At 72.4% G+C, this 15,442-nt stretch carries 15 protein-coding genes; 6 read left to right on the top strand and 9 right to left on the bottom strand.

Annotated features, from left to right (window positions below):
* Positions 1–144 precede the first annotated feature (144 nt).
* Positions 145–840, bottom strand: a complete 696-nt coding sequence (locus ABZ873_RS26570; protein WP_360876627.1) for a SigE family RNA polymerase sigma factor — start codon at positions 838–840, stop codon at positions 145–147.
* A gap of 212 nt (positions 841–1,052) precedes the next feature.
* Between ABZ873_RS26570 and afsQ1 the strand changes: the two genes are divergently transcribed.
* From afsQ1 to ABZ873_RS26585, 3 genes are read left to right on the top strand one after another with little or no spacing between them, the layout of a single operon-like run.
* On the top strand, positions 1,053–1,730 hold the full coding sequence (gene afsQ1, locus ABZ873_RS26575) for a two-component system response regulator AfsQ1 (protein ID WP_063754818.1): 678 nt from the start codon (positions 1,053–1,055) through the stop codon (positions 1,728–1,730).
* Positions 1,727–3,220, top strand: a complete 1,494-nt coding sequence (locus tag ABZ873_RS26580) for a HAMP domain-containing sensor histidine kinase (protein ID WP_360876630.1) — start codon at positions 1,727–1,729, stop codon at positions 3,218–3,220. Before afsQ1 ends, ABZ873_RS26580 begins: the two co-directional genes overlap by 4 nt.
* Positions 3,213–3,851, top strand: a complete 639-nt coding sequence (locus ABZ873_RS26585) for a hypothetical protein (protein WP_360876633.1) — start codon at positions 3,213–3,215, stop codon at positions 3,849–3,851. The genes ABZ873_RS26580 and ABZ873_RS26585 overlap by 8 nt, the downstream gene beginning before the upstream one ends.
* Positions 3,852–3,979: 128 nt before the next feature.
* Here the strand turns inward: ABZ873_RS26585 and ABZ873_RS26590 are convergent, their stop codons facing one another.
* The 3 genes from ABZ873_RS26590 to ABZ873_RS26600 all read right to left on the bottom strand — a co-directional run bounded on the left by ABZ873_RS26590 (position 3,980) and on the right by ABZ873_RS26600 (position 7,068).
* On the bottom strand, positions 3,980–5,626 hold the full coding sequence (locus tag ABZ873_RS26590) for a phospho-sugar mutase (protein ID WP_360876636.1): 1,647 nt from the start codon (positions 5,624–5,626) through the stop codon (positions 3,980–3,982).
* Between the two features lie 40 nt (positions 5,627–5,666).
* A complete protein-coding gene (locus ABZ873_RS26595) occupies positions 5,667–6,473 on the bottom strand; it encodes a purine-nucleoside phosphorylase (RefSeq protein ID WP_360876639.1) in 807 nt (268 codons plus the stop codon).
* Positions 6,474–6,630: 157 nt separating this feature from the next.
* On the bottom strand, positions 6,631–7,068 hold the full coding sequence (locus tag ABZ873_RS26600) for a gamma-glutamylcyclotransferase (protein ID WP_030822886.1): 438 nt from the start codon (positions 7,066–7,068) through the stop codon (positions 6,631–6,633).
* Between the two features lie 199 nt (positions 7,069–7,267).
* Between ABZ873_RS26600 and ABZ873_RS26605 the strand changes: the two genes are divergently transcribed.
* Both ABZ873_RS26605 and ABZ873_RS26610 read left to right on the top strand, forming a co-directional pair.
* Positions 7,268–8,707 (top strand): NAD(P)H-quinone dehydrogenase, encoded by a 1,440-nt coding sequence (locus ABZ873_RS26605; RefSeq protein WP_360876643.1) that lies wholly within the window; start codon positions 7,268–7,270, stop codon positions 8,705–8,707.
* Between the two features lie 175 nt (positions 8,708–8,882).
* Positions 8,883–9,830 carry a DeoR/GlpR family DNA-binding transcription regulator gene (locus ABZ873_RS26610; protein WP_360876646.1) on the top strand — a complete coding sequence of 316 codons (948 nt, stop codon included), beginning with the start codon at positions 8,883–8,885 and terminating at the stop codon, positions 9,828–9,830.
* Between the two features lie 107 nt (positions 9,831–9,937).
* Here ABZ873_RS26610 and ABZ873_RS26615 read toward each other — a convergent pair whose 3' ends face one another.
* On the bottom strand, positions 9,938–11,701 hold the full coding sequence (locus ABZ873_RS26615; RefSeq protein ID WP_360876649.1) for a biotin carboxylase N-terminal domain-containing protein: 1,764 nt from the start codon (positions 11,699–11,701) through the stop codon (positions 9,938–9,940).
* Positions 11,702–12,220: 519 nt separating this feature from the next.
* Here ABZ873_RS26615 and ABZ873_RS26620 point away from each other — a divergent pair.
* A complete protein-coding gene (locus ABZ873_RS26620) occupies positions 12,221–12,685 on the top strand; it encodes a hypothetical protein (RefSeq protein ID WP_360876652.1) in 465 nt (154 codons plus the stop codon).
* Here ABZ873_RS26620 and ABZ873_RS26625 read toward each other — a convergent pair.
* From ABZ873_RS26625 to ABZ873_RS26640, 4 genes are all read right to left on the bottom strand, one after another.
* Positions 12,666–13,286: a nucleoside triphosphate pyrophosphatase gene (locus ABZ873_RS26625; protein ID WP_360876655.1), complete on the bottom strand. Its 621-nt coding sequence runs from the start codon at positions 13,284–13,286 to the stop codon at positions 12,666–12,668. The genes ABZ873_RS26620 and ABZ873_RS26625 overlap by 20 nt on opposite strands.
* Before the next feature lie 30 nt (positions 13,287–13,316).
* Positions 13,317–13,451 carry a hypothetical protein gene (locus ABZ873_RS26630; RefSeq protein WP_257789492.1) on the bottom strand — a complete coding sequence of 45 codons (135 nt, stop codon included), beginning with the start codon at positions 13,449–13,451 and terminating at the stop codon, positions 13,317–13,319.
* A 71-nt stretch (positions 13,452–13,522) separates the two neighbouring features.
* Positions 13,523–13,732, bottom strand: a complete 210-nt coding sequence (locus ABZ873_RS26635; protein ID WP_360876659.1) for an acyl-CoA carboxylase epsilon subunit — start codon at positions 13,730–13,732, stop codon at positions 13,523–13,525.
* 17 nt (positions 13,733–13,749) lie between these two features.
* Complete coding sequence (locus tag ABZ873_RS26640) at positions 13,750–15,348, bottom strand: acyl-CoA carboxylase subunit beta (protein ID WP_360876662.1); 1,599 nt, start codon at positions 15,346–15,348, stop codon at positions 13,750–13,752.
* Between the last annotated feature and the right edge of the window lie 94 nt (positions 15,349–15,442).

A 15,442-nucleotide genomic window follows, 5' to 3' on the forward strand; every position in this document is an offset into this window, starting at 1 on the left:
ACGCCGCCCGGCGCTTCCCGATCCCGCTCGGCGGTCTCGACGAGCTCATCGACGGCGTCCTGATGGACGCTTCTACCCCTGATGGCCGCCGTCCCACCCCCGCGGGACGGTCCCCCGTGGCCGGGGTGGTTCATCGGGCCGCCGTCAGGCGACCAGCTCCTCGAAGGACTCCGCCTCGTCACGGCCGAAGCTCAGCGCCTCGTCCTCCCGCAGGCGGCGCAGGGAGCGCCAGATGCTCGACTTCACCGTGCCGACGCTGATCCCGAGGATGTCCGCGATCTCCGGGTCCGTGCGGCCCTCGTAGTAGCGCAGCACCAGCATCGTGCGCTGCGGCTCCGGGATCCGGGTCAGTGCCTGCCACAGCACCGCGCGGAGCTCCGTACCGCGCATCGCGTCCGTGTCGGAGGCCGTCTCCGGCAGCTCCTCCGTCGGGTACTCGTTGAGCTTGCGGCGGCGCCAGGCGCTGATGTGCAGGTTCGTCATGGTGCGGCGCAGGTAGCCGCCGACGGCCGCCTTGTCGCTGATCCGGTCCCAGGCGCGGTACGTGGAGAACAGCGCGCTCTGCAGCAGGTCCTCGGCCTCGTAGCGGTCACCGGTGAGGTGGAAGGCCGTCGCGTACAGCGCGGCGCGCCGCTCCTGGACGTACGCGGTGAACTCGGCCTCGGACGTGGTGGACGGGGCCGGCTGGGCGGGAACCGCCTGGTACTGGTGTGCGTCAATGGCTACGACGTGGGCCGGCCGGGGCCGGGAGACCGGTACCGAACGGGCACCCGCCCGGCGGTTCACATCGTGCAGCCGCGTGACAACCGCGCTGGTGCTGGTGCTGTGCAGCGTGTTCATCTCGCGCCCCCCGTCGTGGAGTGTGTCTGCTTCGGTTCGCTGTGCGTTGAGCTGTGCGTTGAGAAGAAGCCTGCCCGGCCGACTTAACCGGGGTGTCCGTCGACTGTCACAGCACTGTCACAGCGGCCACGGCCGTCCCCCGCGCCGACCCGGCCGGGATCCCCGCCCCCTGACGGTCGAACTCCCGACGGCCGATGGGACAGAATGAGCCCGTGCCTTTCCTGTTGCTGATCGAGGACGACGACGCCATCCGCACGGCCCTCGAACTCTCCCTGTCACGCCAGGGCCACCGTGTGGCCACCGCGGCGACGGGCGAGGACGGCCTGAAACTGCTGCGCGAGCAGCGGCCGGATCTGATCGTGCTGGACGTGATGCTGCCCGGGATCGACGGCTTCGAGGTGTGCCGGCGGATCCGGCGTACCGACCAGCTGCCGATCATCCTGCTCACCGCGCGCAGCGACGACATCGATGTCGTGGTGGGCCTGGAGTCCGGGGCCGACGACTATGTCGTCAAGCCCGTCCAGGGCCGGGTGCTCGACGCCCGCATCCGGGCCGTGCTGCGCCGCGGCGAGCGCGAGTCGAGCGATTCCGCGAGCTTCGGCTCCCTCGTCATCGACCGGGCGGCGATGACGGTGACGAAGAACGGCGAGGACCTGCAGCTGACCCCGACCGAGCTGCGGCTGCTGCTCGAACTGAGCCGCCGGCCCGGCCAGGCCCTGTCGCGCCAGCAGCTGCTGCGGCTGGTCTGGGAGCACGACTACCTGGGCGACTCGCGGCTCGTCGACGCCTGCGTGCAGCGGCTGCGGGCCAAGGTGGAGGACGTACCCTCCTCGCCCACCCTGATCCGGACCGTCCGGGGCGTCGGCTACCGCCTGGACTCCCCGCAGTGATCCGGTCGTTGCTCGCGGGCCGGCGCTGGACCAGCCTGCGGCTGCGGCTCCTCTTCGTCTTCGCGCTGGTCGCCCTGACCGCCGCCGTCTCCGCCTCCGGGATCGCCTACTGGCTCAACCGGGAGGCGGTGCTCACCCGCGTCCAGGAGGCCGCCCTCGGCGACTTCCGGCAGGAGATGCAGAACCGGGCCGCGGCCCTGCCCGCGGACCCGACGCCCGAGGAACTGCAGCGCACCGCCGAGCTGATGGCGGGCAGCAGCCCCGGCTACAGCGTGCTGCTGGTCGAGACGGGCAAGGACAACCGGCTGATGTACGGGGCTGCCGGGCCGGACAACTTCCGGCTGGCCGACGTACCGAAGTCCCTCCAGCACGCGGTGAACGACCGGCAGAAGACCACCGCGGCCAACGACGCCGAGTACCACATGTACTGGCAGCGGACGAAGCCGCGCGGCAACCCCTACCTCGTCGGCGGGACCCGCATCGTGGGAGGCGGGCCGACCGGCTACATGTACAAGTCGCTCGCCCAGGAGCGGGACGACCTGAACGCGCTGGCCTGGTCCCTGACCATCGCGACCGGCCTGGCCCTGCTCGGCTCCGCGCTGCTCGCGCAGGCCGCTGCCCGTACGGTGCTCAAGCCCGTGCAGCGGCTGGGGGACGCGGCGCGCCGGCTCGGCGAGGGCGAACTCGACCACCGGCTGGACGTGTCGGGCACCGACGAACTGGCCGATCTGTCGCACACGTTCAACAAGACGGCCGAGGCGCTGGAGAAGAAGGTCGCGGACATGAGCGCGCGGGAGGAGTCCAGCCGGCGCTTCGTCGCGGACATGTCCCACGAGCTGCGGACGCCGCTGACCGCGCTGACGGCTGTCGCGGAGGTGCTGGAGGAGGAGGTCGACGACCTCGACCCGATGATCGCGCCGGCGGTCGGGCTGGTCGTCAGCGAGACGCGCCGCCTGAACGACCTCGTGGAGAACCTGATGGAGGTCACCCGCTTCGACGCGGGCACGGCCAGGCTGGTCCTCGACGACGTGAACGTGGCCGACCAGGTCACGGCGTGCATCGACGCCCGCGCCTGGCTCGACGCCGTCGAACTCGACGCGGCGCGCGACATCATGGTGCGCCTGGACCCGCGGCGGCTCGACGTCATCCTCGCGAACCTGATCGGCAACGCCCTCAAGCACGGCGGCTCGCCGGTGCGGGTGTCGGTGTCGGTGGCGGGGGACTGGCTGGTGATCGCGGTGCAGGACAACGGGCCGGGCATCCCGGAGGAGGTCCTGCCGCACGTCTTCGACCGCTTCTACAAGGCGAGCGCGTCGCGGCCGAAGTCGGACGGCAGCGGGCTCGGCCTGTCGATCGCGATGGAGAACGCGCACATCCACGGCGGGGACATCACCGCGGCCAATGTGGAGGGCGCCGGGGCGCTGTTCACGCTGCGGCTGCCGCTGGACGTGGGAAAGGTGATCACGGGTGAGGGGGACCGGGATGCGTAGGGCGCTGCCGGTGGGGGTGCCGGCCGTACTGGCCCCGCTCGTCGGGATCGCGCTGCTGGCGACGTCGGGCTGCGGGATCCGGGCGACGACCGTACCGGTGGACGTGGGCGCGGCCCCCTCGCGCGTCTCGTGCGACACCCCGGCGGTGCCGGGGGGCCAGACGGCGGCGGGCTTCCGGGCCGAGGTGGAGCTGGTCTGCGGCTCGCAGCTGGTGGATGTGGAGCGGGTGGTCCCGATGCCGGAGAAGGGGGCCGTACGGGATCCCGCGGTGCAGGCGGCGCAGGCGCTGCTGGTGGCGCTGGAGCGGCCGGTGTCCACGGAGGAGCGGGACGCGGGCTTCACGACCGGCGTCCCGGCCGGGCTGACGGCGGGGGCCCCGCGGGCGGGGGACCCGGCGGGCACGGTGCGGCTCAGCCGCAAGCCGGAGGATCTGCCGCCGGTGGCGCTGTCGCAGATCGTGTGCACGATGGCGGGCAACGAGGCGGTGTCCGCGGGCCAGGGCCCGGTGATCCTGGGCGGCCCGGACGCGGACCCGCCCCGCGCCTGGGAATGCACGGAATCGGTCCGCACCCGCCCGGAATCCATCCCCACCCTGGGCGAAATAGCCCGCCCCACCCCTCCACCCCGCTGAGGGCCCGGGGGCACGCGAGGCCCGCCTGATGCCGCAGTAGGGATCCGCAGCGGAGACGGCATCGGCCCCCCGAGCGGGGCTCGGGGGGCCGGTGGGGTGGGCCGGGCCGGACGGGGCTCGGCCCGGGATCAGAGGCCCATGGCTGCCGACAGGTCCTTCTTGATCGCGTCCAGGAGTTCCTGGGCCGTGGTGCGGGCCGCCGGGAGGGAGGCCGCGGCGGGGACCGGGACGACCACCTCCAGGTAGCACTTGAGCTTGGGCTCCGTGCCCGACGGGCGGCAGATGACGCGGGCCTTGTACGCGCCGTCGAGGTAGTAGCGCAGGCCGTCCGTCGGGGGCAGCGTGGCCGTGCCCCGGGCCAGGTCCTCCGCCGAGACCACCCGCAGGCCCGCCAGGGACACCGGCGGGGCCTCCCGCAGGGCCGCCATCGCCGAGGCGATCACCGAGAGGTCGGAGACCCGTACCGACAGCTGGTCCGTGGCGTGCAGCCCGTGGGCCACCGCCAGGTCGTCCAGCAGGTCCGTCAGGGTGCGTCCCTGTTCCTTGAGCTCCGACGCCAGCTCCGCCACCAGCAGGGCCGCCGTGACGCCGTCCTTGTCGCGGACGCCCTCCGGGTCCACGCAGTAGCCGAGCGCCTCCTCGTAGCCGTAGCGCAGGCCCTCCACGCGCGCGATCCACTTGAAGCCGGTCAGGGTCTCCTCGTGGCCGACGCCCGCCGCCGCCGCGATCCGGCCGAGCAGGCTGGAGGAGACGATCGACTCCGCGAAGACCCCCGTCGCGCCCTTGCCGGCCAGGTGCGCCGCCAGCAGCGCGCCCACCTCGTCGCCGCGCAGCATCCGCCAGCCGTCGGCGGTCGGCACCGCCACCGCGCAGCGGTCCGCGTCGGGGTCGTTCGCGATCACGATGTCCGGCTGCACCTCGGCCGCCGTGGCGAAGGCCAGGTCCATCGCGCCCGGCTCCTCCGGGTTGGGGAAGGCCACCGTCGGGAAGGCCGGGTCCGGCTCGGCCTGGGCCGCGACAAGGACCGGCTCCGGGAAGCCGTGGCGGGCGAAGGCGGCCGTCACCACGTCCTTGCCGACGCCGTGCATGGCCGTGTAGACGGTCCGTACGCCGCGCGGGGACCCGGGGGTCAGCACCGCGTCCGTACGCTCCAGGTAGGCGGCCAGGACCTCGTCGCCCAGGGTCTCCCAGCCGGAGTCCGGGCGGGGCACCGAGGCGAGGGTGTCGACCCGGGCGATCTCCGCCGCGATGCCGGCGTCCGCCGGGGAGACGATCTGCGAGCCGTCGCCCAGGTACACCTTGTAGCCGTTGTCCCGGGGCGGGTTGTGGCTCGCGGTCACCTCGACGCCGGCGACGGCGCCCAGGTGCCTTATGGCGTACGCGAGGACGGGCGTGGGCAGCGGGCGGGGCAGGACGGCCGCGCGCAGCCCGGCGCCGGTCATGACGGCCGCGGTGTCGCGGGCGAAGTCCGCCGACTTGTAGCGGGCGTCGTAGCCGACGACGACCAGGCCGCCGGCGTGGCCCTCGGCCCTGAGGTAGGCCGCGAGGCCCGCCGCGGCCCGGATGACCACGCTCCGGTTCATCCGCATCGGACCCGCGCCGATCTCGCCGCGCAGTCCGGCGGTGCCGAACTGGAGGGTGCCGGAGAACCGGTCGGCGAGCTCCGCCGTGTCGCCCGCGTCGAGGAGCGCGGCGAGCTCGGCCGCCGTCTCCGGGTCCGGGTCCTCCGCCAGCCAGGCCCGGGCCCGGGTGATCAGGTCGTCCTGTTCCTGCACTACTTCCGCCTTCGCTCTCGTACGGTCGTCGCCCGGGGCCTCAGATGCGGGCGAGGACCTGGGTCAGCAGCTTGCCCATGCGCGCGGCCGAGTCGCGGCCGGCCTGCAGGACCTCTTCGTGGTTCAGCGGCTCGCCGGAGATGCCCGCGGCCAGGTTGGTGACCAGGGAGATGCCCAGCACCTCGGCGCCGGCCTCACGGGCGGCGATGGCCTCCAGCACGGTGGACATGCCGACCAGGTCGGCGCCCATGACGCGGATCATGTTGATCTCGGCCGGGGTCTCGTAGTGCGGGCCGGGGAACTGCACGTAGACGCCCTCTTCGAGGGAGGGGTCGATGTCCTTGCACATCGCGCGCAGCTTCGGCGAGTACAGGTTCGTGAGGTCCACGAAGTTCGCGCCGATGATCGGCGAGGTGGCCGTCATGTTGATGTGGTCGCTGATCAGGACCGGCTGGCCGGGCTGCATGCCCTGGCGCAGACCGCCGCAGCCGTTGGTCAGCACGACGGTCTTGCAGCCGGCGGCGACGGCGGTGCGGACACCGTGGGCGACGGCGGCGACGCCGCGGCCCTCGTAGTAGTGGGTGCGGCCGAGGAAGACCAGCGCGCGCTTGTCGCCGATCTTGTACGAGCGGACCTTGCCGCCGTGCCCTTCGACGGCGGCCGGCGGGAAGCCGGGCAGCTCGGTGACGAGGAACTCGGCCTCGGGAGCGCCCAGGGCCTCGGCGGCGGGGGCCCAGCCGGAGCCCATCACGAGGGCGACATCGTGGGTCTCGGCGCCGGTGAGCTCCCGCAGGCGGGCGGCCGCGGCGTCGGCGGCGGCGGTGGGATCGGTAACAGATGCGTTCACGCAGACGAGCGTAGCCGCTCATTGCCTACGCGCGTAGATGGCGCAGCTCACGGTGTTCGGATCGTTGCCTTGTCGTTTCCGACCAATGGTCCCGGGCCCGCCCGGGAAGGCGCTGGCCAGGGGCTCGGCGGGGGCCCGGCCGAGGCTCGGCGGAAGCTCAGCAGGGGCGCTTGCGCAGTTCCATCACATAGTCGTGCGGGGCCCCGGCGGACTCGGCGGCGTCCGCGATCTCGCCCAGGTAGCGCGCGGAGGGCAGGCCGCCCTCGTAGCCGTTCAGTACGTAGCACCAGGCGGCTTCCTCGCCGTCCAGGGTGTGCACCCGGATCCGCATGCGCCGGTAGATGTCGAGGCCGACGCCCTCCCAGCGGTCCATGGAGTCCTCGTCGAGCGGGGCGATGTCGTAGAGGGCGACGAAGACCTGGTGCCGGGGCGCCTCCACGATCGTGGCGAGGGAGCCCTCCCAGCCCATCTGCTCGCCGCCGAAGGTCAGCCGCCAGTCGTTGATCCAGCCCGTGCCGCGCAGCGGCGAATGGGGAGCGCGGCGCGTCATCAGCCGCGGGTCGAGGTTGCCGGCGTAGGCGGCGTAGAGCGACATGAGGTCGAGGGTACGGGAGGGGCGGCCGTGGACGTGTGCCAGGCGGAGGTACACCCGGACGGAGTCCGCGGCGGGGGACCGGGCGCGAAGCACCGTGGAGCGTGCGGGACAATGGAGCACGGAATGCATCCCCCGGGGAGACCCCCCGGACCGCCGGCCGGGGCGGCAGCCGGCCGGGTAGACGTGAGGCGGACTTTTCGTGACCCGGATCGTGATCATCGGCGGCGGACCCGGCGGGTATGAGGCAGCCCTGGTGGGTGCCCAGCTCGGCGCGGAGGTGACCGTCGTGGACTGCGACGGCCTGGGCGGGGCCTCGGTCCTCACCGACTGCGTGCCCTCCAAGACCCTGATCGCGACCGCCGAGGTGATGACCACCTTCGACTCCTCCTACGAGGAGCTGGGGATCATCGTCGCCGACGACACCCCGCACATCGAGCAGGCGGCGCGGGTGGTCGGCGTGGACCTCGGCAAGGTGAACCGGCGTGTCAAGCGCCTGGCGCTCGCCCAGTCGCACGACATCACCGCGTCCGTCACCCGGGCCGGTGCCAAGGTCATGCGCGGCCGCGGCAAGCTGGGCGGCCCGCAGGGCATCGACGGCACGCGGGACGTCATCGTCACCGCCGCCGACGGCACCGAGACGATCCTGACGGCGGACGCCGTCCTCATCGCCACCGGCGGCACCCCGCGCGAGATCCCCGACGCCCAGCCCGACGGCGAGCGCATCCTGAACTGGACCCAGGTCTACGACCTGGAGGAGCTGCCCGAAGAGCTGATCGTGGTCGGCTCCGGTGTCACCGGCGCCGAGTTCGCGGGCGCGTACCAGGCCCTCGGCTCCCGGGTCACGCTCGTCTCCTCCCGCGACCGGGTGCTGCCGGGCGAGGACCCGGACGCGGCCGCCGTCCTGGAGGACGTCTTCCGCCGCCGCGGCATGAACGTCGTGGGCCGCTCCCGCGCCGAGTCCGCGAAGCGGGTCGGGGACCGGGTGGAGGTCACCCTCTCGGACGGCCGGGTGCTCACCGGCACCCACTGCCTGATGGCGGTCGGCGCGATCCCGAACACGCAGAACATGAACCTTGAGGAGTCCGGGGTCCGGCTCAAGGACTCCGGGCACATCTGGACCGACAAGGTCTCGCGCACCTCCGCGCCCGGCGTGTACGCCGCCGGTGACGTCACGGGCGTCTTCGCGCTGGCGTCCGTCGCGGCGATGCAGGGGCGCATCGCGATGTACCACTTCCTGGGCGACGCGGTGACCCCGCTGAACCTCAAGACGGTCTCCTCGAACGTCTTCACCGACCCCGAGATCGCCACCGTCGGCTACACGCAGGCGGACGTGGACGCGGGCAAGATCGACGCCCGCGTGGTGAAGCTGCCGCTGCTGCGCAACCCGCGGGCCAAGATGCAGGGCATCCGGGACGGCTTCGTGAAGATGTTCTGCCGTCCGGGCACCGGGATCGTCGTCGGCGGTGTGGTCGTCTCCCCGCGCGCGAGCGAGCTGATCCACCCCATCTCGATCGCGGTCGACAACAATCTGACGGTCGAGCAGATCGCAAAAGCGTTCACCGTGTACCCCTCGCTGTCGGGTTCGATCGCGGAGGTCGCCCGCCAGCTGCACACCCGGAAGGCGGCCGGGGAGGCGTAGGCCGCTCCAATCGCCGCACTCCGCAAGGGGTTTGGGGCGGGGCGCCGGACCGTGGTGAGAAGTTCACGCAAGCCTCGTGCCGCGTATACCACTAGTCGCCCCGCCGTATGGACAACTTCGGAATTCCGGCGCAAAGAGCTGAAAGCAGACGGTCGTTGGGGTTACTGTCAGTTTCGTGTTCGCTGCAGAACGTCGCCAATTGATCCTCGAAATGGTGCGGGCCAACGGAGCGGTGTCGCTCCGGGAGCTCGCCCGCGTCGTCCAGACCTCCGAAGTGACCGTACGACGGGACGTGCGGGCGCTGGAGGCCGAAGGACTCCTCGACCGCCGGCATGGCGGTGCGGTGCTGCCGGGCGGGTTCACCCGTGAATCCGGCTTCCCGCAAAAGTCCCATCTCGCGACGGCGGAGAAGACCGCCATTGCCGATGTCGCGGCCGGCCTCGTCGAAGAGGGCGAGGCCGTCGTCGTCGGCGCGGGCACCACGACGCAGGAGCTGGCCCGTCGGCTCGCCCGCGTGCCCGGCCTGACCGTCGTGACCAACTCCCTCCTGGTCGCCCAGGCGCTGGCCCATGCCAACCGGGTCGAGGTCGTGATGACGGGCGGCACCCTGCGCGGCTCCAACTACGCCCTCGTGGGCAGTGGCGCCGAGCAGTCCCTCCAGGGGCTCCGGGTCTCGCGTGCCTTCCTCTCGGGCAGCGGGCTGACCGCCGAGCGCGGTCTGTCCACGTCCAACATGCTCTCCGCGAGCGTGGACCGGGCGCTGGTGCAGGCGGCGGCCGAGGTGGTGGTCCTGGCGGACCACACGAAGCTCGGCACCGACACCATGTTCCAGACGGTGCCGACGGACGTGATGACCCGCCTGGTCACGGATGAGCCCCCGCCGCACGACGACCGCGCCGCGACGGAACTCCAGGCCCTCGCGGACCAGGGCGTCCAGATCACGGTGGCGGGCGGCACGGCCGCCGGCGGCGTGGACGGCATGGGTGCCCGCCGCCCGCGCCGCGAGTCCCCCCTCCCGGTCCAGCGCCGGGGCGGCCCCACGGCCCAGCTCCGCAGCGCCTCCCCCCTCCCGGACCCGGGCGAACGGGAACGCGCCCGGGTGGCGGACATGCGGCGGCGGTAGCCTCCGGCCGCGCGGAGTCCCCGGCCGCGCGGAGCCCCGTACAACGCGACAGGCCCCCAGGACTCGAACGGTCCTGGGGGCCTGTCGCGTGCCGGCCGGGGCCGGGGTCAGTCCTTGATCTCGCAGATCGTGGCGCCCGAGGTGATCGAGGCGCCGACGTCCGCCGTGAGGCCGACGATCGTGCCGGAGCGGTGCGCGTTCAGCGGCTGCTCCATCTTCATGGCCTCCAGGACGACGACCAGGTCGCCCTCGTTGACCTGCTGGCCCTCCTCCACCGCGACCTTGACGATCGTGCCCTGCATCGGGGAGGCCAGGGTGTCGCCGGAGGCGGCCGGGCCGGACTTCTTCGCGGCGCGGCGCTTCGGCTTCGCGCCGCCCGCGGCGGCCGTACGGGCCAGGGTCATGCCGAGCGAGGACGGGAGGGAGACCTCCAGGCGCTTGCCGCCGACCTCGACGACCACCGTCTCGCGGCCCGGCTCGTCCTCGGTGTCCTCGGCGGCCGGAGCCGTGAAGGCCGGGATCTCGTTGACGAACTCGGTCTCGATCCAGCGGGTGTAGACCGTGAACGGGTTGCCGTCGGCCGGCGCGAACGCCGGGTCCACGACCACCGCGCGGTGGAACGGGATGGCCGTGGCCATGCCCTCCACCTCGAACTCGGCGAGCGCGCGGGCGGCGCGCTGGAGCGCCTGCTCGCGGGTGGCGCCGGTGACGATCAGCTTGGCCAGCAGGGAGTCCCAGGCCGGGCCGATGACCGAGCCGGACTCGACGCCCGCGTCCAGGCGGACACCGGGGCCGGTCGGCGCGACGAACTTGGTGACGGTGCCGGGCGCGGGCAGGAAGTTGCGGCCCGGGTCCTCGCCGTTGATGCGGAACTCGATGGAGTGACCGCGCAGGACCGGGTCCCCGTAGCCGAGCTCCTCGCCGTCGGCGATGCGGAACATCTCGCGGACGAGGTCGATGCCGGCGACCTCCTCGGTGACCGGGTGCTCGACCTGGAGGCGGGTGTTGACCTCCAGGAAGGAGATCAGGCCGTCCGCGGAGACCAGGAACTCGACCGTTCCGGCGCCGACGTACCCGGCCTCCTTGAGGATGGCCTTGGACGCGGCGTACAGCTCGGCGTTCTGAGCCTCGGTCAGGAACGGCGCCGGGGCCTCCTCCACCAGCTTCTGGTGGCGGCGCTGGAGGGAGCAGTCACGGGTGGAGACGACGACCACGTTGCCGTGGGAGTCGGCCAGGCACTGGGTCTCGACGTGGCGCGGCTTGTCGAGGTAGCGCTCGACGAAGCACTCGCCGCGGCCGAAGGCGGCGACGGCCTCGCGGACGGCGGAGTCGTAGAGCTCCGGCACCTCTTCGAGGGTGCGGGCGACCTTGAGGCCGCGGCCGCCACCGCCGAAGGCCGCCTTGATGGCGATCGGCAGGCCGTGCTCCTTGGCGAAGGCGACGACCTCGTCGGCCCCCGAGACCGGGTCCGGCGTACCGGCCACCAGCGGGGCGCCGGCGCGCTGCGCGATGTGGCGGGCGGCCACCTTGTCGCCGAGGTCGCGGATGGCCTGCGGCGGCGGGCCGATCCAGGTCAGGCCGGCGTCGAGCACGGCCTGGGCGAACTCGGCGTTCTCGGACAGGAATCCGTAGCCGGGGTGGATGGCATCCGCACCCGAGTCGGCGGCGGCCTGGAGGACCTTGGAGATGTCCAGGTAGCTCGCGGCCGGGGTGTCACCGCCCAACGCGAACGCTTCGTCGGCCGCGCGGACGTGCAGAGCGTCCCGGTCCGGGTCGGCGTAGACGGCTACGCTCGCGATCCCGGCGTCCCGGCAGGCCCGAGCAACGCGGACAGCGATTTCGCCACGGTTGGCGATGAGCACCTTGCGCACGATGGCTCCCTCCTTGAAACAAGCTGAGTTTAGGGACAGCCCACACGGCCTTTCGACCCTTCCCCGGTGGTGACCTTGCCCACACAGAGTGTGATGCGCGGCCCGCTCCGCCGGGGAACCCTTGTGGCGCCCCAGGTCAGGGGGATCCCCGACTGCACAGTAACCCCGCGATGCAGCCGAGGTCTCTGTCTCCCGGGTCAGCGGCCCCGGGTGATTCTTTGTCGAGTCCCTACGAACGGCCCACATTTTCTTTGCCGCCGTGCGAGGAGTTGTCCCCTTGTTTACTGATTGGTAGCTGCGTCGTCCCGCAGGGCGAACCGGGAGAACACCGTACCCACAGCCGGGCGGCGCGCGGCGGCCCCTGCGGGCGGCAGCGCGCCGGGCGTGTCCTCCGGATGGCCGCGCGGACGGCTGCGGGGGAGGCGCGGAGAGGTATTGCCGGATGCCTTGCCCGCCGCCCTACCCGTTAGTAGCCTCCAGGCGTCGAACGGGCGTATGGCATTCGGGGGGTGGGGCGTCGTGCTGCGAAGACTCGTGGCGGGGGTGGCCGCGATCGTGCTCGTCGCGGAGGCGGCGGTGCTCGTGCTCGTCCACATCGTGCTGGGCCGGACCACGGCGAACCAGTCCATGTCCATCGCGGGCAGCGATCCGGAGGTCATGTCCAGGGCGACCTACGCCCTGGGCGCGGGCATGGGCGCCTTCCTCCTGCTGTGCGCCGTCCTCGCCGCCGTCACCGCGCTGCGCGACCGGGCCCCGGGCCGCCCCGCCCGCGTCGTGCTCGTCACCGCCGCCGTCACCCACGCGGTGCTCGGCGTCCTCACCGTGGCCCTCGTCGGCTGGGCCGCCTTCGCGGCGATGATGCTGATCCTCTGCCTGCTGGTCCTGACCCTGACCCTCTACGCCGACGGACGCGCGGGCCCGTCGGACACCGCAAGCCCGGCGGACACCGCGGGCGGCAAGGGGCTCAGGCCCACAAGTCCGTGATCGACACGCCCAGTTCGCCCAGCAGCGAGCGCAGCAGCGGCAGGGACAGCCCGATCACATTGCCCGGGTCCCCGTCGATGCCGTCGAGGAACGGCGCCGACAGCCCGTCCAGGGTGAACGCCCCCGCCACGTGCAGCGGTTCACCGCTCGCCACGTACGCCGCGACCTCCGCGTCCGTCGGCTCGCCGAAGCGGACCGTCGTCGAGGCCGTCGCCGAGACCTGGCGTCCGCTCACCGTGTCGATCACGCAGTGCCCGGTCCGCAGCACACCCGCGCGCCCGCGCATCGCCTTCCAGCGCGCGGTGGCCTCGTCGGCGTCGGCCGGCTTGCCCAGCGCCTCGCCGTCCAGTTCCAGCACCGAGTCGCAGCCGATCACCAGGGAGCCCGCGGCCTCGTCCAGGGCCGCCACGACGCCCGCCTTCGCCTCGGCCAGTGCCAGGGCCAGCAGCGCCGGCTCCTCGTGCTCCAGGGTGTCCTCGTCGAAGCCGCTCACGATCACGTGCGGGGCGAGCCCGGCCTGCCGCAGCAGGTTCAGCCGGGCGGGGGAGGCGGAGGCGAGGACGAGCCGGCGCACGTCAGGGCGCTGAGGGGTGGCAGTCATGGGGCCATCGTAGGGGCGCCGCGCGCGCCCTCAGAAGTGGCCCACTCCCAGGACGTAGACCACCACGAGCATGGCGAGGGCGAGCACCAGGCTCAGCCGCCGGATCATCGCCTGCGCGTCGCGCATGTCCTTGGGCGGCTCGTTCTTCGGGTCGGACCACAGCATGCTCCGATCCTGGCCCCGAGGACGGGTGCGGCGCCTGAGTACGGGTACTCAGGCCGCCGCACCCGTCATGACTACCCGGGCCAGTACGTACGCCCCCAGGCCCGCGGCCCCGGCTGCGGCAGCCGGCGCCGGGCCACCCGGGCGGGGGTGGACCACTCGTCCGCGACCGGCGGGGCACCCGGCGCCACCGCGGCCAGGGCCGCCGCGCGTGCCTGGACCACCGCCAGGGCGGCGGCCAGCTCCTCCGGGGTCGGGTTGCCCTTGACGACCTTGATCACCACAGAGACCTCCTGGCGGGCTAGAGGGGGATGTTGCCGTGCTTCTTCGGCGGCAGGGACTCCCGCTTCGTCCGCAGCTGGCGCAGCCCCCGGACCACGTGCGAGCGGGTCTCGGACGGCATGGCCACCGCGTCGATGTACCCGCGCTCGGCGGCCGTGTACGGGTTGAGCAGCGCGTCCTCGTACTCGGTGATCAGCCGGGCCCGGACGGCCTCCACGTCCTCACCGGCGGCCTCCGCCTCGGCGAGGGTGCGCCGGTGCAGGATGTTGACCGCGCCCTGCGCGCCCATGACGGCGATCTGCGCGGTCGGCCAGGCCAGGTTGAGGTCCGCGCCCAGGTGCTTGGAGCCCATGACGTCGTAGGCGCCGCCGAACGCCTTGCGGGTGATGACGGTGATCAGCGGCACGGTGGCCTCGGCGTAGGCGTAGATGAGCTTCGCGCCGCGCCGGATGATGCCGTTGTACTCCTGGTCCGTGCCCGGCAGGAAGCCCGGGACGTCCACGAAGGTCAGCACCGGGACGTTGAAGGCGTCGCAGGTGCGGACGAACCGCGCGGCCTTCTCGGAGGCGTCGATGTCCAGGCAGCCGGCGAACTGCATCGGCTGGTTGGCGACGATGCCCACCGGGTGGCCCTCGACCCGGCCGAAGCCGGTGAGGATGTTCGGCGCGAACAGCGACTGGGTCTCCAGGAACTCCCCGTCGTCCAGCACGTGCTCGATGACGGTGTGCATGTCGTACGGCTGGTTCGCGCTGTCCGGGATGAGCGTGTCGAGCTCGCGGTCGTGCGCGGAGACCTCGGTGTCCGCCTCCTCGGGGAAGGCGGGCGGCTCGGAGAGGTTGTTCGACGGCAGGTACGACAGGAGGGACTTCACGTACTCGATGGCGTCCTTCTCGTCACCCGCCATGTGGTGCGCGACACCGGACGTGCTGTTGTGCGTCCGCGCGCCGCCCAGTTCCTCGAAGCCGACGTCCTCGCCGGTGACCGTCTTGATGACGTCCGGGCCGGTGATGAACATGTGCGAGGTCTGGTCGACCATCACCGTGAAGTCGGTGATCGCGGGGGAGTACACGGCGCCGCCCGCGCAGGGGCCGACGACCAGGCTGATCTGCGGGATCACGCCGGACGCGTGCACGTTGCGGCGGAAGATCTCGCCGTACATGCCGAGGGCGCTGACGCCCTCCTGGATCCGGGCGCCGCCGGAGTCGTTGATGCCGACGAGCGGGCAGCCGGTCTTCAGCGCGAAGTCCATGACCTTCATGATCTTCTGGCCGAACACCTCGCCGAGGGCGCCGCCGAAGACGGTGAAGTCCTGCGAGAACACCGCCACCGGGCGCCCGTCGACCGTGCCGTAGCCGGTGACGACGCCGTCGCCGTACGGGCGGGTCTTCTCCAGACCGAAGTTGGTGGACCGGTGCCGGGCGAACTCGTCCAGCTCGACGAAGGAACCCTCGTCGAGGAGCAGGGCCACCCGCTCACGCGCCGTCAGCTTGCCCTTGGCGTGCTGCTTCTCCACGGCGCGGGCGGAACCGGCGTGGGTGGCTTCGTCGATGCGGCGCTGCAGATCCGCGATCTTCCCCGCGGTGGTGTGCATGTCGATCGGCTCTGACGGTTGTGACATCGGGGTCGCGGCTCCCTGCATGGTGTCAACTGCCTGGTCAATTGATTGACTACTGCTGGCTACTGGTGCGTAGCGTATCGGCGGCCATGGCGCT

The sequence above is a fragment of the Streptomyces sp. NPDC047014 genome (genome assembly GCF_040644195.1).
In the GTDB taxonomy this organism is placed as follows: domain Bacteria; phylum Actinomycetota; class Actinomycetes; order Streptomycetales; family Streptomycetaceae; genus Streptomyces.